17 protein-coding genes are annotated in these 19,111 nt (G+C 68.3%); 7 read left to right on the top strand and 10 right to left on the bottom strand.

Translation table 11 applies throughout. From position 1 onward, the window contains the following. Nucleotides 1–24: 24 nt before the first annotated feature. From K2W61_RS22255 to K2W61_RS22240, 4 genes are all read right to left on the bottom strand, one after another. Nucleotides 25–975 carry a LysR substrate-binding domain-containing protein gene (locus K2W61_RS22255; protein WP_175132011.1) on the bottom strand — a complete coding sequence of 317 codons (951 nt, stop codon included), beginning with the start codon at nucleotides 973–975 and terminating at the stop codon, nucleotides 25–27. Nucleotides 976–1,058: 83 nt separating this feature from the next. After that, nucleotides 1,059–3,149: an ATP-dependent DNA helicase RecG gene (gene recG, locus K2W61_RS22250; protein ID WP_175132010.1), complete on the bottom strand. Its 2,091-nt coding sequence runs from the start codon at nucleotides 3,147–3,149 to the stop codon at nucleotides 1,059–1,061. A 33-nt stretch (nucleotides 3,150–3,182) separates the two neighbouring features. After that, nucleotides 3,183–3,569 (bottom strand): Rid family detoxifying hydrolase, encoded by a 387-nt coding sequence (locus K2W61_RS22245; protein ID WP_175132009.1) that lies wholly within the window; start codon nucleotides 3,567–3,569, stop codon nucleotides 3,183–3,185. 135 nt (nucleotides 3,570–3,704) lie between these two features. Further along, on the bottom strand, nucleotides 3,705–4,607 hold the full coding sequence (locus tag K2W61_RS22240; RefSeq protein ID WP_175132008.1) for a LysR family transcriptional regulator: 903 nt from the start codon (nucleotides 4,605–4,607) through the stop codon (nucleotides 3,705–3,707). A gap of 92 nt (nucleotides 4,608–4,699) precedes the next feature. Between K2W61_RS22240 and K2W61_RS22235 the strand changes: the two genes are divergently transcribed. Genes K2W61_RS22235 through K2W61_RS22225 form a run of 3 tightly spaced genes read left to right on the top strand, consistent with a single transcriptional unit; the run spans nucleotide 4,700 to nucleotide 7,461 of the window. Further along, a complete protein-coding gene (locus K2W61_RS22235) occupies nucleotides 4,700–6,058 on the top strand; it encodes an acyclic terpene utilization AtuA family protein (protein ID WP_175132007.1) in 1,359 nt (452 codons plus the stop codon). After that, nucleotides 6,055–6,438: an AtuA-related protein gene (locus K2W61_RS22230; protein WP_175132006.1), complete on the top strand. Its 384-nt coding sequence runs from the start codon at nucleotides 6,055–6,057 to the stop codon at nucleotides 6,436–6,438. Before K2W61_RS22235 ends, K2W61_RS22230 begins: the two co-directional genes overlap by 4 nt. Nucleotides 6,439–6,483: 45 nt before the next feature. Next, complete coding sequence (locus K2W61_RS22225) at nucleotides 6,484–7,461, top strand: Bug family tripartite tricarboxylate transporter substrate binding protein (RefSeq protein ID WP_236756558.1); 978 nt, start codon at nucleotides 6,484–6,486, stop codon at nucleotides 7,459–7,461. Nucleotides 7,462–7,559: 98 nt separating this feature from the next. Here the strand turns inward: K2W61_RS22225 and K2W61_RS22220 are convergent, their stop codons facing one another. Beyond that, nucleotides 7,560–8,336 carry a ferredoxin--NADP reductase gene (locus K2W61_RS22220; RefSeq protein ID WP_175132004.1) on the bottom strand — a complete coding sequence of 259 codons (777 nt, stop codon included), beginning with the start codon at nucleotides 8,334–8,336 and terminating at the stop codon, nucleotides 7,560–7,562. 277 nt (nucleotides 8,337–8,613) lie between these two features. On the opposite strand from K2W61_RS22220, the gene K2W61_RS22215 reads away from it, so the two are divergent. From K2W61_RS22215 to K2W61_RS22205, 3 genes are all read left to right on the top strand, one after another. Continuing rightward, nucleotides 8,614–9,657, top strand: a complete 1,044-nt coding sequence (locus tag K2W61_RS22215; RefSeq protein WP_236756557.1) for a Fe(3+) ABC transporter substrate-binding protein — start codon at nucleotides 8,614–8,616, stop codon at nucleotides 9,655–9,657. Between the two features lie 152 nt (nucleotides 9,658–9,809). Then, nucleotides 9,810–11,480 (top strand): ABC transporter permease, encoded by a 1,671-nt coding sequence (locus K2W61_RS22210; RefSeq protein ID WP_236756556.1) that lies wholly within the window; start codon nucleotides 9,810–9,812, stop codon nucleotides 11,478–11,480. Between the two features lie 5 nt (nucleotides 11,481–11,485). After that, on the top strand, nucleotides 11,486–12,262 hold the full coding sequence (locus K2W61_RS22205) for an ABC transporter ATP-binding protein (protein ID WP_175132181.1): 777 nt from the start codon (nucleotides 11,486–11,488) through the stop codon (nucleotides 12,260–12,262). Nucleotides 12,263–12,370: 108 nt separating this feature from the next. On the opposite strand, the gene K2W61_RS22200 is transcribed toward K2W61_RS22205, so the two are convergent. The 3 genes from K2W61_RS22200 to K2W61_RS22190 all read right to left on the bottom strand — a co-directional run bounded on the left by K2W61_RS22200 (nucleotide 12,371) and on the right by K2W61_RS22190 (nucleotide 15,221). Next, nucleotides 12,371–13,348 (bottom strand): Bug family tripartite tricarboxylate transporter substrate binding protein, encoded by a 978-nt coding sequence (locus K2W61_RS22200; protein ID WP_175132001.1) that lies wholly within the window; start codon nucleotides 13,346–13,348, stop codon nucleotides 12,371–12,373. Between the two features lie 121 nt (nucleotides 13,349–13,469). Further along, on the bottom strand, nucleotides 13,470–14,375 hold the full coding sequence (locus K2W61_RS22195; RefSeq protein WP_236756555.1) for a pirin family protein: 906 nt from the start codon (nucleotides 14,373–14,375) through the stop codon (nucleotides 13,470–13,472). A 147-nt stretch (nucleotides 14,376–14,522) separates the two neighbouring features. Next, nucleotides 14,523–15,221, bottom strand: a complete 699-nt coding sequence (locus K2W61_RS22190) for a pirin family protein (protein ID WP_175139862.1) — start codon at nucleotides 15,219–15,221, stop codon at nucleotides 14,523–14,525. A gap of 183 nt (nucleotides 15,222–15,404) precedes the next feature. Here K2W61_RS22190 and K2W61_RS22185 point away from each other — a divergent pair, with 183 nt between their 5' ends. Continuing rightward, entirely contained in the window at nucleotides 15,405–16,319 is a 915-nt protein-coding gene (locus K2W61_RS22185; RefSeq protein ID WP_175139861.1) for a LysR family transcriptional regulator, read from the top strand. A gap of 49 nt (nucleotides 16,320–16,368) precedes the next feature. Here the strand turns inward: K2W61_RS22185 and ntrC are convergent, their stop codons facing one another. Both ntrC and glnL read right to left on the bottom strand, forming a co-directional pair. Continuing rightward, on the bottom strand, nucleotides 16,369–17,877 hold the full coding sequence (gene ntrC / locus K2W61_RS22180; protein ID WP_175131997.1) for a nitrogen regulation protein NR(I): 1,509 nt from the start codon (nucleotides 17,875–17,877) through the stop codon (nucleotides 16,369–16,371). Next, a complete protein-coding gene (gene glnL, locus K2W61_RS22175; RefSeq protein WP_175131996.1) occupies nucleotides 17,877–18,941 on the bottom strand; it encodes a nitrogen regulation protein NR(II) in 1,065 nt (354 codons plus the stop codon). The genes ntrC and glnL overlap by 1 nt, the downstream gene beginning before the upstream one ends. Nucleotides 18,942–19,111: the final 170 nt, after the last annotated feature.

Here is a 19,111-nt window from a genome sequence, read left to right as displayed (position 1 = left end):
GCAAACCGGCCCGCAATATCGATCTCAGGCCTGCATCGCCGCGGCCTCATCCGACAGCATTCGCACACCCGGCAATTCGCATTCGTAGACAGCCTGCGCCAGCGCCTCGATCGCCGCCAGGCGCGGAAAGCTGCGGCGCCATGCCAGCACCACGCGGCGTTCCGGCACATGGCCTTCGAATGGCAGATAGCGCAGCAAGCTGTTGGCGGGCGGCTGCTCGGGCACGGCCGTGACCGGCAGCACCGTCACGCCGATGCCCGCCGCGACCATGTGGCGGATGGTTTCCAGCGACGAACCCTCGAAGGTGCGCTGGATGCCATCGCTGGCAGCCGAGAAGCGCGACAGCTCCGGACAAACCTCCAGCACCTGGTCGCGGAAACAGTGGCCGCTGCCCAGCAGCAGCATGGTCTGCTGCTTCAGGTCCTGCGCGTCGATCGACGTGCGTTGCGCCAGTTCATGATCCTGCGGCACCGCCACCACGAACGGCTCGTCGTACAGCGGCTGCATCACCAGCCCTGCTTCCGGCAGCGGCAGCGCCATGATGGCGCAATCGATCTCGCCCTGGCGCAGCAGTTCCACCAGCCGCACGGTGAAGTTCTCCTGCAGCAGCAGCGGCATCTGCGGCGTGCGGCCGATCTGCACCGGCACCAGGCGCGGCAGCAGGTACGGGCCGATGGTGTGGATCACGCCGACCCGCAGCGGGCCGGCCAGCGGGTCATGCCCCTGGCGCGCGATCTCCTTGATGCTGGCGCTTTCCTCCAGCACCTTCTGCGCCTGCGCCACGATGCGCTGGCCGATGGGCGTGACGCCCACCTCGGCCCCGCCCCGCTCGAACAGCGTCACGCCGAGTTCGTCCTCGAGCTTGCGGATCGCGACCGACAGCGTGGGCTGGCTGACGAAACAGGCCTCGGCCGCGCGGCCGAAATGGCGTTCGCGGGCCACGGCCACGATGTATTTGAGTTCGGTCAGAGTCATGGTGGACTAGGCCCCCGGGAGTTGCGCGCCGGCACGGCGGACGGCGCAGGAAAAAGGGAATTTCATCATGGCGTGTCCGTCCGCTACGTCCGCAGGAAGTCTTCGCGGCCGCGCATCCAGCGCGCCAGGTGCGCCTGGACGGCGGCGGGATGTTCGGCGCGCAGCCAGACCGCGGCATCGCGCGCCTGCTCGGCGATCTCGGCATCGGTTTCCAGGTCGGCAAAGCGCAGCAGCGCCATGCCCGACTGGCGCGTGCCCAGGAATTCACCGGGGCCTCGCTGTTCCAGGTCGCGGCGCGCGATCTCGAAGCCGTCGGAAGTCTCGAACATGGCGCGCAGGCGCTCGCGCGCCACTTGCGACAGCGGCGTCTGGTAGATCAGCACGCAGACCGATTCGGCGGTGCCGCGCCCTACCCGGCCGCGCAGTTGGTGCAGCTGCGCCAGGCCGAAACGCTCGGCGTGTTCGATCACCATCAGGGAGGCGTTGGGCACGTCCACGCCAACCTCGATCACGGTAGTGGCGACCAGCAGGTCGATCTCGCCTTCGCGAAAGGCCTGCATCACCGCGGCCTTCTCGGCCTGCGGCAGGCGGCCGTGCACCAGGCCGATGCGCAGATCCGGCAGGTCCACCCGCATGCCTTCGTAGGTATCGACCGCGGTCTGCAGCTCCAGGGCCTCGCTTTCCTCGACCAGCGGACAGACCCAATAAGCCTGCTGGCCGCCCCGCGCGGCCTGCGCGATGTGCGCGATGACTTCCTCGCGCCGCGCGTCCGACACCAGCTTGGTCAGCACCGGCGTGCGGCCCGGCGGCAGTTCGTCGATCACCGACACATCCAGGTCGGCGAAGAAGGTCATGGCCAGGGTGCGCGGGATCGGCGTGGCGCTCATATTGAGCTGGTGCGGCACGATGCGGCCGCGCACGGTTTCGCCTTTGCGCGTCAGCGCCAGACGCTGGCCGACGCCGAAGCGGTGCTGCTCGTCGACGATGGACAGCCCGAGGCGATGGAATTCGACGTGATCCTGGATCAGGGCCTGGGTGCCCACCACCAACTGCACGCTGCCGTCGGCCGCCGCCGCGGCCGCCTCGCGGCGCGCCTTGGCCGTCAGGCTGCCGCTCAACCACGCGACATTCACGCCCAGCGGCTGCAGCCACGACACCAGCTTGCGGAAATGCTGCTCGGCCAGGATTTCGGTAGGCGCCATCAGCGCCACCTGCGCGCCGCCGGCGATGGCCTGGGCCGCGGCGATGGCCGCGACCACAGTTTTGCCGCTGCCGACGTCGCCCTGCAACAGGCGGTGCATGGGATACGGCCGTGCCAGATCCGCCGAGATTTCGGCCACCACGCGCTGTTGCGCGCCGGTCAGCTTGAACGGCAGCGCCTGGTACAGCCGCGCCACCAGCCCGCCCGGCTCGTCGCTCGCCGGCAGCGCTTCGGCCTCCTTGACGCGGCGCGCGGCCCGCGCCGCGGCCAGCGACAACTGCTGCGCCAGCAGTTCGTCGAACTTGATTCGGCGCCAGGCCGGATGCACCCGGTCCAGCAGCGCCGCCTCCGATTCCCCCTGCGCGGGGGTATGCAGCGCGCGGATCGCCGGCGCGAAAGGCGGCAGGTCGTAACGCTGCAATGCCTGCGGCGGCAGGGTGTCGGACAGGTCGGCGCGGTCGAGCGCCTGGGCGATGGCGCGCCGCAGCGTCAGCTGCGGCAGGCCTTCGGTAGTGGGATAGACGGGGGTCAGCGCGGTCGGCAGCGGCGCATCGGCATTGGTCAACCGCGGATGCACCATCTCGCGTCCGAACAGGCCGCCGCGCACTTCGCCGCGCGCGCGCAGGCGCTTGCCGACACTGACCTGCTTCTGCTGGCTGGGGTAGAAATTGAGCCAGCGCAATTGCAATTCGCCGCTGTCGTCGGCCAGGGTGGCGGTGAGCTGGCGCCGCGGCCGGTACAGGACTTCGGATTTGGTGATCTCGCCCTCGACCTGGCCGGCAAAGCCGGGCCGCAACTGGCTGATCGGGATGACGCGGGTTTCGTCTTCATAGCGCAGCGGCAGGTGCAGCACGAAGTCCTCGGGCAGCACCAGACCCAGGTTACGCAGCTTGCGCTCCGTATCCGTCATGGCTTTGCCGGCGCCTTTGGCTTGGGCGCCGGATCGCTTGGTAGCCACGGCCGCGGCCGGCATATGGGATGCCCCTGGCTCGAACGCGCGCTGGCGTTACAGGACCAGGATCGCCTCGACTTCGAACTGCGCGCCCTTGGGCAGGCTGGCCACGCCCACGGTCGAACGGGCCGGGAACGGCTGCGGAATCAGCTCGGCCATGATGGCGTTGGCGGCGGTGAACTTGCCCAGATCGGTCAGGAACAGGGTCAGCTTGACCACGTTGTCGAGCGTGCCGCCGGCCGCCTCGACCACCGCCTTCATGTTGGCGAAGGCCTGGCGCACCTGCGCGTCGAAATTCTCGGACACTAGGTCGCCGGTACCGGGTTCGAGGCCGATCTGGCCGGACAGGTAGACGGTCTTGGTGCCATTGACGGCAACCGCTTGCGAGTAAGGGCCGACGGCGGCGGGCGCGGCGTCGGTATGGATGATTTGCTTGCTCATGGGCGGAATCCTTCTGGTGACGGATAGCTACAACTATCGGATTTTAATCGGCAATAGGGTTTTGCGAAAGGTTCAGGCGAGCCCGGCCGAGTCTTCCATGTTACCCACACTTCGGCGCCGCCTTCCCGCAATTGGTCATCGGAAAGCCGCGCCGATCTCGGCGCGGCTGGCCCACAGCAGGTCATACAGCGCCTGCGCCGCCAGCGGCAGGCTGCGACCCTGGCGCCACACCAGGTACAGCGGCCGCAGCAAGGCCTTGCCCGCCAGCGGCACGATGCGCAGGTCCGGGCCGCCAAAATGGAACAGCGTCATCGCGGGCACCACCGCCACGCCCAACCCGGCCCGTACCAATCCGGTAACGGTGGCCAGGTGCTCGACCTCGAACACCGGCGGCGGCGCATCCGCGCCAAACGCCGCGTCCAGGTGCTTGCGCACGCTGCTGTTGCGCGCCAGCTGGATCACCGCGTGCCGCGCCACGTCACGCAGCCTCACCCGCGTCATCGCCGCCAGCGGATGGTCGGCCCGGCACACCAGAAAATAGCGGTCGGCATGCAGGAACTCGCTGTCCAGCTCACTCATGTCCGGGCGCCGCGAGGCCACCGCAAAATCCACCTGGCCGTCGCGCACCATGTCCAGGCACGGATCGAGCAAGGCATCGCGCAAGTCCACCGCGATGCCGGGATGCGCGGCGCGGAACCGCGCCAGCAGCGGCGGCAGCCAGCCGGCCGCCAGCGATGGCAGCGCGGCCAGCGCCACCCGGCCGCGGCGGCGGGCGGCGTGATCGCGCAGGTCTTCCATCACCAGGTCCATGTCGGCCAACAGGCGGCGCGCCGACGCGTCCAGCACGCGCCCCTCCGCCGTCAACTCCACATTGCGGGTCGTGCGGTCGAACAGCCGCAGTCCCGCGCTGTCTTCCAACTGGCGGATCAGCGCGCTGAAGGCTGGCTGGGTCAGGTGGCAGCGCTGGGCGGCGCGGGTGAAGTGCCGCTCGTCGGCCAGGGCCACGAAAGCGCGCAATTGCCGGGCGGATAGATTCATGGGTTTTATGGATTAATTGATCCGATATTTCTATTTTACGGATGATCGGGCGCTGCCTATAGTGGGCCTCCGGCTTTCCCCTGGCGATGTTTATGTCCTCTCGTCCCCTGTTCATCGGCTGCGCTTCCGGTTTTTCCGGCGACCGCAGCGACGGTGCCGCCGCCGTGGTGCGATCCCTGATCGCCCGGGGCGGCGGCACGCTCATCTTCGAAACCCTGGCCGAACGCACCCTGGCGCTGGCGCAACTGGCGCGCAACGCCGATCCGCGCCAGGGCTACGAGCCACTGCTGGACGAACTGGTGGCGCCGGTGCTGGCCGACTGCCTGCGCCACGGCATCGCCATCGTCAGCAATTTCGGCGCCGCCAACCCGGTGGGTGCGGCGCGCCGCATCGCCGAACTGGCCGCGCAGCAGGGCCTGCCGGCCCCGCGCATCGCCGTGGTCCATGGCGATGCGCTCGACACCCCAGCCCAACGCGAACTGTTGCGCCGGCGCCTGGGCGCCGCGCTCGACGGCGTCGACGTGGTCAGCGCCACCGCCTACCTCGGCGCCGCCGAAATCGCCCAGGCCCTGGCCGCGGGCGCGCAGATCGTAGTGGCCGGCCGTGTGGCCGACCCCTCCCTGACGCTGGGGCCGGCTCTGGCCCATTTCGGCTGGCAGTTGGACGATTGGCCGCGCCTGGGCCGCGCCACCATGGCCGGCCACATGCTCGAATGCGGCCTGCAGGTCAGCGGCGGCTATTTCTGCGTGCCGGGACTGAAGGATGTGCCGGACGTGCACGCCGCGGGCTTTCCCATTGCCGAGATCCAGGCCGACGGCGAATTCGTCATCGGCAAAGCCGATGACACCGGCGGCATGGTGGATGCCCGCACGGTCAAGGAACAACTGCTGTACGAAGTCCACGATCCCGCGCGCTACCTGACGCCCGACGTGGTGGCCGACCTGAGCCAGGCGCACGTGGAGGAATTGGGCCGCGATCGTGTGGCGCTGCGCGGCATTACCGGCCACGCGCGGCCGGCCGAACTGAAGGTCAACGTCTGCTACCACGGCGGCTGGCTGGCCGAGGCCGAGATTTCCTACGCTGGCGTGCAGGCCGAAGCGCGCGCGCGCCTGGCCGCCGATATCGTGAATCGGCGCCTGGGCGCCGCGCTGCGCCTGCGCGCCGACTTGATCGGCGCGGTCAGCATTCTCGACAACGACGAAGGCGCCCTGCGCCAGGCTCGCACCGCCGGCCACGCGCGCGACGTGCGCCTGCGGGTGGCCGGCGAGCACGCCAACCGCGCCGTGGCCGAGCGCGTGCTGCGCGAAGTGACCGCGCTCTACACCTGCGGCCCGGCCGGCGGCGGCGGCGTCCGCACCGCGCTGCGCCCGCGCCTGAACATGGTGTCCTGCACCATTCCCCGCGACGCCGTGGCCAGCGGCTGGCGCTTCCTGGACGAGATCTCGCCATGACCGACCCGTTGACCGCCGTTCCCCTGTACCGCCTCGGCCACAGCCGTTCCGGCGACAAGGGCGACACCTCCAACCTCAGCCTCATCGCCTGGGACCCCGAATGCTACGCGGTGCTGGCGGCGCAAGTAACCGAGGCGCGCGTGGCCGACTGGTTCGCCTACCGTCGCCCGGTGCGCGTCACCCGCTATCTCCTGCCCACCCTGCACGCCATGAATTTCGTGCTCGAAGGCGTGCTCGATGGCGGCGTCAATGACGCCCTCAATCTGGACGCCCACGGCAAGAGCCTGTCTTTCCATCTGCTGGACATGACGGTAGCGGTCAGCCCGGCGCTGGCCGCGCGCCTGCCGGACATCGCCGGCGACCCGCCGGCTCCGGCCTGACCCGGTTTCCCCACCACGACAACAACACCCAACAGGAGACACACCATGCGCTTTACCCTCAAGGGCCGGCTGGCCCTGCTGCTGGCGGCCCTGCCGCTGACGGCCCTGGCCCAGGCCAATCCGGCCGCGGACTTCCCCAGCAAACCCATCACCTTCATCGTGCCATTTGCCGCCGGCAGCGCGACTGACCAGATCGGCCGCGCCATCGGCCAGGGCGTCACCGAGCAGACCGGCCAGGCCGTGGTGATCGAGAACAAGCCGGGCGCCAGCGCCATGATCGGCGCCTCGGCCGCCGCCCGCGCGGCCCCGGACGGCTACACCGTCCTCATCACCACCAACACCACCCACGCCGCCAATGAGCACCTGTACAAGACCCTGACCTATCATCCGGTCAAGGACTATGCGCCGATCTCGCTGCTCGGCAAGGGCGGCCAGATCATGGTGGTCAACCCCAGTTCCAGTGCCAAATCGGTGGGCGACTTTCTGGCGCTGGCGCGCCAGTCGCCCGGCAAGCTGAGTTTCGGCAGCGGCAGCTCCAGCAGCCGTATCGCCGGGGAACTGCTGCAGCAGATGGCCGGCGTGCAACTGCTGCATGTGCCCTACAAGAGCAACCCGCTGGCCGTCACCGACCTGCTCGGCGGGCAGATCGACATGATGATCACCGACACCGCTACCGGCCTGCCCCAGGTCAAGTCCGGCAAGCTGCGGGCGCTGGGCGTGACCGGCAAGGCCCGTTCGCCGCTCGCGCCGGATGTGCCCACCATCGCCGAATCGGGCGTGCCGGGCTACGAGATGGGGTACTGGTTCGCGGTCTATGCGCCGGCCGGCACCCCGCCGCAGGTGGTCAAGCGCCTGAATGAGCTGCTGGTCAAGGCCACCCAGACCGCGCCGGCCAAGCAGTTCTATGCCCAGACCGGCACCGATCCGGCCACTTCCACGCCCGACGGACTGGCGCAGTTCCAGCAAGCCGAGTCGAAGAAGTGGGGCGAGATCATCAAGAAGGCCGGCATCCAGCCGGAATGATGCGCCGCCCCGGGCGACCCGCTCGCCCGCGGCACCGGCAAAAAAAATCCCCGTCGCGCACGCGACGGGGATTTTTGCTGGCGCGGACCGGCCGTGCCTTATTTGTCGACGAAGGCGCGCTCGACCACGTAGTCGCCCGGCTGGCCCACACCCGGCGACACCACGAAACCGCGCTTGTCCAGCATGGCGCTGATGTCGGCCAGCATATGCGGGCTGCCGCAGATCATGGCGCGATCGGTTTCAGGGTTGATCTGGGGAATGCCGATGTCCTGGCACAGCTTGCCGTTTTCCATGAGCTCGGTGATACGGCCCTGGTTGCGGAACGGCTCGCGCGTGACGGTCGGGTAATAGACCAGTTTTTCGCGCACCACGTCGCCGAAGAACTCGTTGTTCGGCAATTCGTTTTCGATGAAGTCGGCGTAGGCCAGCTCGCTGACCCAGCGCACGCCGTGCACCAGGATGACCTTGTCGAAGCGCTCGTAGACGTCCGGGTCCTTGATGATGCTCATGAAGGGCGCCAGGCCGGTGCCGGTGCCGAACAGGAACAGATGCTTGCCCGGTTTGAGGTCGTCCACCACCAACGTGCCGACCGGCTTGCGGCTGACCAGGATGGTGTCGCCTTCCTTCAGGTGCTGCAAGCGCGAGGTCAGCGGACCGTTCTGCACCTTGATGCTGAGGAATTCGAGGTTTTCCTCGTAGTTGGCGCTGGCGATGCTGTAGGCGCGCAGCAACGGCTTGCCTTCGACTTCCAGGCCGATCATGACGAAGTGGCCGTTGTGGAACCGCAGGGCCGCGTCACGCGTGGTGGTAAAGGAAAACAGGGTGTCGTTCCAGTGGTGCACGCTCAGCACGCGCTCGGTATTGAAAGCAGCCATGTCGTATCTAGTAAGGACGCGTCCGGTATTAGGGTTGTCCCTATTCTACAGGGACTCGATGATAATTGCTCTCATTATTCCGTAATACCCTTATGCCGTATTGATGGGGATCAACGGTATCGAATCAAGGTCTTAACTCCAGTCTTACATGTAGTTGAATACGATAAGACTTCCTGTTATCGTGCCGCTCTGACTTGATAATCATTTTCGTTAGCAGACCGTTTTGAGCCGCGGCGGCGTCTGCGCCCACCGCGCTTCCCTTGCCGGAGTTCCCTTCATGTCCATGCGTCCCCAAATGACCACCCTGCTGCGCGCCCTGGCCCTGGCCGGCGCCGCCGCCTTCGCCGTCCCGGCCAATGCGGCCGGCGAAGTCAGCCTCTATACCACCCGGGAACCCAAGCTGATCCAGCCGCTGCTGGACGCCTTCACCAAGGAAAGCGGCATCAAGGTCAACACCGTGTTCGTCAAGGACGGCCTGCTCGAGCGCGTCAAGGCCGAGGGCGCCAAGTCGCCGGCCGACGTGCTCATGACCGTCGATATCGGCAACCTGCTCGACCTGGTCGACGGCGGCGTGACGCAGTCGGTCAAGTCGCAGACGCTGGAATCGGTCATCCCCGCCAACCTGCGCGGCGCCGACGGAAAATGGTACGCCCTGTCGCTGCGCGACCGCGTGCTGTACGTCGAAAAGGACCTGAAGCTGGACGCCTTCCGCTACGAAGACCTGGCCGATCCGAAATGGAAGGGCAAGGTTTGCATCCGCTCGGGCCAGCACCCCTACAACACCGCCATGGTCGCCTCCATGATCGCCCATGACGGCGCCGAGGCCACCGAGAAATGGCTGCGCGGCGTCAAGGCCAACCTGGCGCGCAAGGCTGCCGGCGGCGACCGCGATGTGGCCCGCGACATCCTGGGCGGCATCTGCGACATCGGCCTGGCCAACGCCTATTACGTCGGCCACATGAAGAACGCCGAACCCGGCACCGACGCCCGCAAGTGGGGCGACGCCATCAAGGTGGTCCGCCCGACCTTCGCCAACGAGAAGAGCGGCGGCACCCACGTCAATGTCAGCGGCGCGGCGGTCGCGGCCCATGCGCCCAACAAGGCCAATGCCATCAAGCTGCTGGACTTCCTGGTGTCCGAGCCGGCGCAGGCGCTGTACGCGCAGGCCAACTACGAATACCCGGTGCGCAAGGGCGTCAAGCTCGACCCGGTCATCGCCAGCTTCGGCGAACTGAAGGTCGATCCCCTGCCCCTGACCGAGATCGCCAAGTACCGCAAGCAAGCCAGTGAACTGGTGGACAAGGTCGGTTTCGACAACTGACACGCGGCAGGACGGCGCCAGAGGGCGCCGTCTCGCGGCATTCAGGCCTGCCCCTGCCCGCCCGGAAAATCCCGGGCCGGGCGGCGGCAGGCCTTGACGCTACTATAGGCGCCGCCCACGTGGCGTCTTCCTCGCTGCAATTTTCCCGAAGCATGCATACAGATTCCCTGCCCCGGCCGTTACGTTTGCGCTGGGCTGAACGCGGTACCGGCTGGCTGGCCGGCGCCACCCTGATCGGCCTGGCGGTGCTGGCACCGGTATTGACCCTGGTCTGGTGGGCGCTGGGCGGCGACCTGTCGCATTGGCAGCACCTGGCCACCTATGTCCTGCCGCAGGCACTGGCCAACACCGCCGCGCTGCTGGCCGGCGTCGGCGTGCTGGTGACCCTGCTGGGCACCGGCGCGGCCTGGCTGGTGACGGCATACGAATTCCCGACGCGGCGCGCGCTGACGTGGGCGCTGCTGCTGCCGCTGGCGGTGCCCACCTACATCATCGCCTTCGCCTATCTCGACCTGCTGCACCCGATCGGCCCAGTCCAGGGCGCCATCCGCGCGCTGCTCGGCTACGACAGCCCGCGCCAGTTCCGCCTGCCCGACCTGCGCTCGATCTACGGCGCCATCTTCGTGCTGGGCTTCGTGCTGTATCCCTACGTATACCTGAGCACCCGCGTCATGTTCATGACGCAGGCCGCCAGCCTGCTGGAAGCGGCGCGCACGCTGGGCGCCGGCCGCTACGCCGTGTTCTTCCGGGTGGCGCTGCCGCTGGCGCGTCCGGCCATCGTGGTCGGCGTCAGCCTGGCGCTGCTGGAAACCCTGAACGATATCGGCGCCTCGGAATTCCTGGGCGTGCAGACGCTGACCGTCTCGGTCTACACCACCTGGGTCACGCGCTCGGACCTGGCCGGGGCGGCGCAGATCGCGCTGACCATGCTGGCCATCGTCATCGGCCTGATCCTGCTGGAACGCCATGGCCGCAAGCGCCAGCGCTACGCCAACACCCAGCGCATGCGGCCGATGCAGCCGCGCCCGCTGCGCGGCCTGGCCGCGCTGCTGGCGCTGGTGCTGGGCTGGATTCCCGTGCTGGTGGGCTTCGTCGCGCCGGCCCTGTACCTGGTGGTCGAAACCTACAAGCGCCTGCACCTGGTGGGCGGCGTCTCCAACCAACTGCTCAACGGGCTCGGCAATACGTTGATCGTGGCCTTCAGCGCCACGCTCGTCACCCTGCTCTGCGGCCTGGTGGTGGCGTGGGCCGGCCGCACGCTGCGTGAAAGCGCCGGCTTCAATCCCGGACGCGCCTGCGCGCGCGTCGCCAGTCTGGGCTATGCCGTGCCCGGCACCGTGCTGGCCATCGGCCTGCTGACGCCCTTCGTCTGGATCGACACCGCCGTGGCCACCGTGTTCGGCGGCAATGGCCTGTTCCTGATGGGCTCGATGGCGGCGCTGGTCTGCGCCTATGTCATCCGCTTCCTGGCCATCTCCACCGGCGCGTTGGAAGCCGGGCTGGCGCGTATCCCGCCCTCCCTGGAACAGGCCTCGCGACTGCTGGGCGAGAGCTCGGCCGGCACCTTGCGCCGCGTCCACCTGCCGTTGCTGCGCCCGGCGCTGGCGGCCAGCGCCCTGCTGGTGTTCGTCGATGCCATGAAGGAATTGCCGGCCACGCTGCTGCTGCGGCCCATGAATTTCGACACCCTCGCCACCTGGCTCTATGCCGAGGCGGCGCGAGGGATCTATGAAGAAGGCGCCGTGGCCGCGCTGGCCATCGTGCTGGCCGGCCTGCTGCCCGTCATTCTGCTGGCCCGCACCAATCTGAAAATGGGACATTGAACATCGTGCCCGATCTGCTCGAACTCGATCATCTCTCGCTGGCCTACGACACCCCCAAGGGCCTGCGGCCCGTGGTGCAGGACCTGACGCTGGGCCTGCCCGCCGGCCATATCGGCTGCCTGCTGGGCGAATCCGGCTGCGGCAAGACCACGGTGCTGCGCGCCATCGCCGGCTTCGAACCGGTGCGCGCCGGCCGCATCCTGCTCGATGGCATGGTCATCTCCTCGCCCACTGAACAGGTCGCCCCGGAAAAGCGCCGGGTCGGCATGATGTTCCAGGATTACGCGCTGTTTCCGCACCTGTCGGTGGCGCAGAACGTGGCCTTCGGCCTGCGCCGCCTGGAACGCGCCGAACGCGCCCGCCGGGTCGAGGAAATGCTGGCGCTGGTCGGCCTGGCGCATGTCGCCCAGAGCTATCCGCACGAGATCTCCGGTGGCCAGCAGCAACGCGTGGCGCTGGCGCGCGCCCTGGCGCCCTCGCCCGACCTGCTGCTGCTGGACGAGCCATTCTCGAACCTGGACGTGGACACCCGCGAGCGCCTGGCATTCGAGGTGCGCGAGATCCTCAAGGCCACCGGCCACACCGCCATTCTTGTCACGCACAACCAGGCCGAGGCCTTCGCCATCGCCGATCGCATCGGCGTCATGACGGCCGGGCGCGTCGCGCAATGGGACACGCCCTACAACCTGCATCACCACCCGGCCGACGACTTCGTGCGCGACTTCATCCGCCGCGAAGCGCTGGTCGAGCAGCGCGAACAGGTGTTCGCGCGCGGCCGTTGAGCCACCGGCCCCGGATCGGCGCGCCCGCGGCGCGGCCGGGGCCCGCAGTGACCACGCCCCCGGCCGGCGATCGCGGTGGACCACGCCGCTGGCACTGGCGTGCGCCGCTCAATCGGCCGACAGCTTCACCTTCTGCGACAGCGCCTTGAACGACTCATGCTGGCTGCGCGTCAGGCGCTCCACCTCGGCGGGCGTCGAGCCATACGGCATGAAACCGGCCTGCTCCAGCTTGTCCTTGACCTCGGGCATCGCCAGCGCGGCCTGGAACGCCTCGCTCAGCGCGGCCGTGACTTCCGGCGACATCCCGGCCGGGCCATAGACCGCGAACCACGGGTCCACCACCGCCCCGCCATAGCCCAGCTCGGCCAGCGTCGGCACGTCCGGCAAGGCCGGCGCGCGCTTGCTGCCGGTGACCGCCAAAGCGTGGACCTTGCCCGACTTGATGTGCGGCAGCGAAGCCGGCAGGTTGTCGAACATGACCGGCAGATGCCCGCCAAGCAGGTCGTTCAGCGCCTGCGCGCTGCCTTTGTAGGGAATGTGCTGCATGCCGGCGCCCGTCACCTGCTCGAACATCACGCCCGCCAGGTGCATCGAGGTGCCGGTGCCGGGCGTGCCGAAGGCCGTGCCCGGATGCTGCTTGGCGTACGCCACCAGTTCCTTGACACTGCCCACCTTGAGCGCCGGCCCGGTTTCCAGCACCACCGAGGACGCGCCCAGCATGCTGATACCGGTGAAATCCTTGGTTGGATCGAACGGCATCGACGGGTAGACGAAGGGATTGAGCGCGTTGGTGGAAATCGCGCCGAAGCCGATGGTGTAGCCGTCCGGCGCGGCCTTGGCCACGGCGTCCATGCCGATGTTGCCGCCGGCGCCCGGGCGGTTTTCGACGATGACGGGCTGGCCCAGCTTCTCGGCGACCTTGGCGCCGGCGGTGCGCGCCACCAGGTCGGTGGTGCCTCCGGCGGTGTACGGCACGATGAATACGATGGGCTTGGCCGGATAGCCGGCGGCCTGCGCCACGGCGGCGCCTTGGACCAGCGCCAGCGCGGCCAGGCCGCGCAGCGCGTTCAGGGAAAAGCGTTGCATGATGTCTCCATCCCGATTGTTATCACGTTAGGGATGCGCATCATACTGCCGCGCCGGCCAGGACGGCGCGGCGCGTTCCAGCCCATGGACACCGGGGCGCGGGCCTGGCCCCGGCGCCGTGTCAGGCGCGCGGCTCGGGCAGCGGTATGAACTCGGTCTCGTCGCCCGGCACGGTCTGGCCGAAGCGGTTGCGCTGCCATTCTTCCTTGGCCTGCTCGATGCGGTCCTTGCTGCTGGAGACGAAGTTCCACCAGATGAAGCGCGGGCCTTCCAGCGGCTCGCCGCCGAGCACGGCGAAGCGCGCGTCGGTACAGGCGCGGATCTGCACCGGACGGCCCGGCGCGAACACGACCAGGCGGCCGCTCTCGAACACCTGTCCATCGACCTCGACCGAACCGATCGCCACGTAGGCGGCGCGCTCTTCGTGTTCGGCGGGCAGCACGGTGACGGCGCCGGCGCGCAACTGCATGTCGCCGTAGAACAGCGGCGAATGGGTCTTGACGGCCGAGGTCTTGCCGAACAGCGAGCCGGCCACGACCTGCGCGCGCACCCCCTCGCCTTCGACCACCGGCTGGGCGTCCAGGCCGTAGTGGGTGAAGCCAGGATCGGTTTCCTCGTGCGCCTTGGGCAGGCCGACCCAGATCTGCAAGCCAGCCAGGCGCTGCGCGGCCTGGCGGCTTTCGGGCGAAGACCGCTCGGAGTGGACGATGCCGCGGCCGGCGGTCATCCAGTTCACTTCACCGGGCAGAATGGTCTGGGTGTTGCCGGCGCTGTCGCGGTGCACCATCGACCCTTCGTACAGGTAGGTCACGGTGGACAGGCCAATGTGCGGATGCGGGCGCACGTCGATGCCCGACCCGGCCGCGAATTCGGCCGGACCCATGTGGTCCAGGAATACAAACGGGCCGACGGTGCGGCGCTGCGCCGAAGGCAGCGCGCGGCGGACTTCGAAACCGCCCAGGTCGCTGGTGCGCGGCACCACCACGGTTTCGATCTGGCTGTCGCCGGGTTGGGACAAGGTGGACATGGAATTGCTCCTGTAGGTTGGCCGTCTCAGGGCCATGTTAGGGCTTTGTGGAATCGCCTGCCGCGCCGCCGCCCGATGGCGGGCGGGCCGGCCACGCGTATCGAAAACCAGGCCGGACGGACCGTTGGTCCGCCCGGGCGCGGGCCGTCAGGCCAGATCGAATACCAGCACCTCGGCGTTGTCGCCGCCGGACAGCGCCACCCGCGTTTCATCGCTGATGGCGACCGCGTCGCCGGCCGACAGCGCCACGCCATTGACCGTCAGGCTGCCGCGCGCCACATGCACCCAGGCGCGGCGGCCCGGGGCCAGCTCCAGCGCGGCCGCCTCGTCGCCGTCGAACAGGCCGGCGTAGAGCCGCACGTCCTGATGGATCGTCATCGAGCCATCGACGCCGTCACCCGACACCAGGGCCTGCAGGCGGCCGCGCTTTTGCGCGTCGCTGAACGCCTTTTCTTCGTATTCCGGCGCGATGCCGGTGACATTCGGCTCGATCCAGATCTGCAGCATGTGCGTTTCCTGGTCGGCGCGCGGGTTGAACTCGGAGTGCATCACGCCGCGGCCCGCGCTCATCCGTTGCACGTTGCCGGGCTGGATGGTGGAACCGCTGCCCATGCTGTCCTTGTGCGCGATGGCGCCATCCAGCACGTAGGTGATGATCTCCATGTCGCGGTGGCCGTGGGTGCCGAAGCCGCGGCCGGCGGCGATGCGGTCGTCGTTGATCACGCGCAGCGCGCCGAAGCCCATGTGGGCGGGATCGTAGTAGTTGGCGAACGAGAAGGTGTGGAACGAATCGAGCCAGCCGTGGTTGGCGTGACCGCGTTCGGCGCTGCGGCGAAGGGTAAGCATGGTGGACTCCTGTTTCAAATAAATGAATGGTCTGGCGGTCTCTGGCTTTCTTTGCGTTCTTGCTGAAAGCCTCGCTGCTCAACCGGCATGAGTGACATTGTGCGCGGACTCCGAGACCGGTTTGACGCTATGATTTGAAGAAACCATTCAAATTATTTGAACGATATTTTCCGGAGCGCCTCCATGCAGCCGATCACCCCCGAATTGCTCGTCCTGGTGGATGCGATCGCGCGCCACGGCAGCTTCGCCAAAGCGGCGCGCGAGCTGGACAAGGTACCCTCCGCCGTGACCTATGCGATCCGCAAGCTGGAGGACGGGCTGGATGTGCTGCTGTTCGACCGCTCTGGCCATCGGGCGCTGCTGACGCCGGCCGGCGAGGCCCTGCTCAAGGATGGGCGCCATGTGCTGCAGTCGCTGGACGATCTGGCGTGCCGCGTCAAGCGCATCGCAACGGGCTGGGAGGTGGAACTGCGCATCGCGGTCAGCGCGGTGCTGCCCTGGCGGCCGTTGTACGACCTGGTCGAAGAATTCCAGGCGCTGGGCAGCGCCACCACGCTGCGCTTTTCGACCGAGGTGTTGAGCGGCAACTGGGATGCGTTGACCTCGAACCGCGCCGACCTGGTGATCGGCGCGGGCGCGGCGGGCGAGCCGACCGGACCCTACCGTTCGCAGACGATGGGGCAGGCGCAGTTCGGCTTCTGCGTGGCGGCGCATCATCCGCTGGCATCGCTGCCCCAACCCTTGAGCCGCGCCGACATCACGCGCTATTGCGCGGTGGTGGTGGCCGATACATCGCGCAATCTGCCGCCCCAGTCGCGTGGCATCCTGGCGGAACAGCCCACCCTGGTGATGCCGACCATGCAGGCCAAGATCGAAGCGCAGATCCGCGGCCTGGGATGCGGGTATCTGCCGCTGACCCTGGCGGCGCCTTATCTGGCGCAGGGGATGCTGGTGATATGCGAGACAGACGAAGGCATGTCGCTGACCGAGCACGTGGCGTACGCCTGGCGCGCGGAGGCGCCGGGAGAGGCCTTGAAGTGGTGGCTGCAGAAGTTGAAGTCGCCGCGCCTGTGCGAGGGGCTACTCGGCATGGCCTGAGCGCGCGCGGGCGGCGCTGCGCCGCCCGCGTGTTCCAGGCAAGCGCGCCCTACTCGTCTTCGATGCCCAGTTCGCGCAGTTTGCGCGTGATGGTATTGCGGCCGATCCCCAGGCGCGAGGCCGCCTCGACGCGCCGGCCACGGCTGGCATCGAGCGCGCTTTGCAGCAGGATCTTCTCGAACTGGCGCGTCAGCGTGGCCATGACGGCGGGTTCGCCGCGTTCCAGGCGGTACTGGGCATCGCGCAGCAGCGAGTCCTGCCAATTGCGCGGGGCGCCGTCGTCGGCCGCCAGCGCGCCGACGGGTGCCTGCTGCACCACGGTGCCGATGGCGGGCACCGCGCTGCCGGCCTGCGCACGCGCGGCAAAGGCGCTGGCCGCCGGCGCGTGCTCCATGGCGCGGATCTCGGGCGGCAGGTCGGCGGGTTCGACGGTCTGCCCGGGCGCCATGACGGTCAACCAGTGGCAGAAGTTCTCCAGCTGGCGCACGTTGCCGGGAAAGTCGAACTTGGTCAGCACGGCCAGCGCTTCCGGCGTCAGGCGCTTGACCGGGACACCGAGCGCGCGGGCGCTGGCGGTGAGGAAATGGTTGGCGAGCGCCGGAATGTCCTCGACCCGTTCGCGCAGCGGCGGCAGGCGCAGCCGGATGACGTTCAGGCGATGGAACAGGTCTTCGCGGAACAGGCCCTGCTCCACCCGCTGCTCCAGCGGTTGGTGGGTGGCGGCGACGATGCGCACGTCGACCCGCACCGGTTGCGCGCCGCCGACCCGATAAAAGCTGCCTTCGGCCAGCACCCGCAACAGACGCGTCTGCAATTCGATCGGCATGTCGCCGATTTCGTCCAGGAACAGCGTGCCGCCGTGCGCTTCCTCGAAGCGGCCGCGGCGCAGCGTGTTGGCGCCGGTGAAAGCGCCGCGCTCATGGCCGAACAGTTCGGCTTCGAGCAGGTCGCGCGGGATGGCGGCGGCGTTCAGGGCCACGAACGGGCCGCTGGCGCGCACGCCATGGCCGTGCAGCGCCCGCGCCACCAGTTCCTTGCCAGTGCCGGACTCGCCGGTGATCAGCACGGTGACCTTGGACTGCGCCAGCCGGCCGATGGCGCGGAACACTTCCTGCATGGCGGTGGACGACGATTGCGTCATCATCCAGCGCTCGTTGTTCTGGGCCTCGCCCTGCCCTTCGGGGGTTTCGGGCTGGGCCGATTCCTGCATGGCGCGCTGGATCAGCGCCACCGCCTCGTTGACGTCGAAGGGCTTGGCCAGGTAGTCGAAGGCGCCGCCCTGGAAGGCGGACACGGTGCTGTCGAGATCGGCGAAGGCGGTCATGACGATGACCGGCAGGCCGGGATGGCGCTCTTTCAACTGGCGCAACAGCTCCAGGCCATTGCCACCGGGCATGCGGATATCGGAAACCAGGGCGACGGGCGTGTCGTGCGACAGCGCTTCAAGCACGTCGGCCGCCTGGGAGAAACTACGGGTGGGGACTCCGGCTCGGGCCAGGGCCTTTTCGAGGACCCAGCGGATGGCCTGGTCGTCGTCGACGATCCATACGGGTTTCATCAGTTTGCGGGCTCCATCGGTAGGACCAGGCGGAACTCGGTGCGCCCGGGTCGGGATTCAAATTCGATGATGCCTCCGTGCTGCTGCACGAAATCCTGGGCCAGGCTCAGGCCCAGGCCGGTCCCGCCAGCACGCGCGGTGACCAGGGGATGGAAAATGCGGTCGCGGATGTGCTCGGGCACGCCCGGACCGTTGTCGATGATGGACAACTCCAGCGCCAGCCGATGCTGGCGGTGCGCCAGCATGACCTGCCGGGCGACGCGGGTGCGCAGCGTCACCACGCCGGGCGCCAGGCCGGGCACTTGCGGCCGCGCCACCAGTTCCTGGGCGGCGTTGCGGGCCACGTTGAGCACCGCCTGCATCAGGCGCGCGGCATCGCCTTTCAGGTCGGGCATGGAGGCGTCGTAGTCGCGCACCAGCGTGACGTCGTTGCGGAATTCGGCCTGGATCAGGGCGCAGACGCGCTCGCAGATCTCGTGGATGTTCACCGGCCGCGCGTTCAGCGGCACGCGCTGCGGGCCGCTCAGGCGGTCCACCAGCGCCTGCAGGCGATCGGCTTCGGAAATGATGACCTGGGTGTACTCCGCCAGCGCCGCGCTCGGCAGCTCGGCTTCCAGCAGTTGCGCGGCGCCGCGCAGGCCGCCCAGGGGATTCTTGACTTCGTGCGCGAGGTTGCGCAGCAACTCGCGGTGCGCCTCGATCTCATCGACCAGGCGGTGGTTGCGGTCGGCCAGCACGCGCTGTTCGATCTCGCGCGTCTCGATCAGGGCGGGCCAGCGTTGGCCGCTCAACCCCACCGTGGTCACCGCCACTTCCACCGATTCGGTGGCGCGGCGCAAAGACGCCAGTTGCCTGACGTCGGCATACCTGCCGGCCGCGGCGCGGTCGATGGACGATTGGATGTTTTCCGGATTATCGAACAGCGTGGCGGCGGAATGGCCGCACAGCTGCTTGCGGGAGCGGCCGAACAGATCCTCGGCGGCCGCGTTGGCGTATTCGATGTGCCCGCGTTCGTTGACCAGGAAAACGGACGTGGCAAGCAGATCGAGAGCTTCTACATTCATTTTCAACGTACCCGAATGACTACAAGGGGGAAATCGGCACACCGGCCCGGCGGCGCTCATCTGCGGCGCCCTGCCCGCCGGCACGGGGCCGGCGGGGCAAACTGTCGGTCGGCGACCTGGCGGTGCGCGTGGTGTCGGCCCTGGTTTCTGCCTACATCATCGCGCTCCCC

This window comes from Achromobacter pulmonis (assembly GCF_021733725.1).
GTDB lineage: Bacteria > Pseudomonadota > Gammaproteobacteria > Burkholderiales > Burkholderiaceae_B > Achromobacter > Achromobacter pulmonis.
This window is presented reverse-complemented; position numbering and strand designations above follow the sequence as displayed.

What these genes read in the sequence shown, in the direction of transcription:
- K2W61_RS22255 (WP_175132011.1), bottom strand. Translation starts at nt 975, where the DNA reads ATGACTCTGACCGAACTCAAATACATCGTGGCCGTGGCCCGCGAACGC.
- ntrC (WP_175131997.1), bottom strand. Translation starts at nt 17,877, where the DNA reads ATGAAACCCGTATGGATCGTCGACGACGACCAGGCCATCCGCTGGGTC.
- K2W61_RS22220 (WP_175132004.1), bottom strand. Translation starts at nt 8,336, where the DNA reads ATGGCTGCTTTCAATACCGAGCGCGTGCTGAGCGTGCACCACTGGAAC.
- K2W61_RS22190 (WP_175139862.1), bottom strand. Translation starts at nt 15,221, where the DNA reads ATGCTTACCCTTCGCCGCAGCGCCGAACGCGGTCACGCCAACCACGGC.
- glnL (WP_175131996.1), bottom strand. Translation starts at nt 18,941, where the DNA reads ATGAATGTAGAAGCTCTCGATCTGCTTGCCACGTCCGTTTTCCTGGTC.
- K2W61_RS22210 (WP_236756556.1), top strand. Translation starts at nt 9,810, where the DNA reads ATGCATACAGATTCCCTGCCCCGGCCGTTACGTTTGCGCTGGGCTGAA.
- K2W61_RS22225 (WP_236756558.1), top strand. Translation starts at nt 6,484, where the DNA reads ATGCGCTTTACCCTCAAGGGCCGGCTGGCCCTGCTGCTGGCGGCCCTG.
- K2W61_RS22240 (WP_175132008.1), bottom strand. Translation starts at nt 4,607, where the DNA reads ATGAATCTATCCGCCCGGCAATTGCGCGCTTTCGTGGCCCTGGCCGAC.
- K2W61_RS22200 (WP_175132001.1), bottom strand. Translation starts at nt 13,348, where the DNA reads ATGCAACGCTTTTCCCTGAACGCGCTGCGCGGCCTGGCCGCGCTGGCG.
- K2W61_RS22245 (WP_175132009.1), bottom strand. Translation starts at nt 3,569, where the DNA reads ATGAGCAAGCAAATCATCCATACCGACGCCGCGCCCGCCGCCGTCGGC.
- recG (WP_175132010.1), bottom strand. Translation starts at nt 3,149, where the DNA reads ATGCCGGCCGCGGCCGTGGCTACCAAGCGATCCGGCGCCCAAGCCAAA.
- K2W61_RS22215 (WP_236756557.1), top strand. Translation starts at nt 8,614, where the DNA reads ATGTCCATGCGTCCCCAAATGACCACCCTGCTGCGCGCCCTGGCCCTG.
- K2W61_RS22185 (WP_175139861.1), top strand. Translation starts at nt 15,405, where the DNA reads ATGCAGCCGATCACCCCCGAATTGCTCGTCCTGGTGGATGCGATCGCG.
- K2W61_RS22195 (WP_236756555.1), bottom strand. Translation starts at nt 14,375, where the DNA reads ATGTCCACCTTGTCCCAACCCGGCGACAGCCAGATCGAAACCGTGGTG.
- K2W61_RS22235 (WP_175132007.1), top strand. Translation starts at nt 4,700, where the DNA reads ATGTCCTCTCGTCCCCTGTTCATCGGCTGCGCTTCCGGTTTTTCCGGC.
- K2W61_RS22230 (WP_175132006.1), top strand. Translation starts at nt 6,055, where the DNA reads ATGACCGACCCGTTGACCGCCGTTCCCCTGTACCGCCTCGGCCACAGC.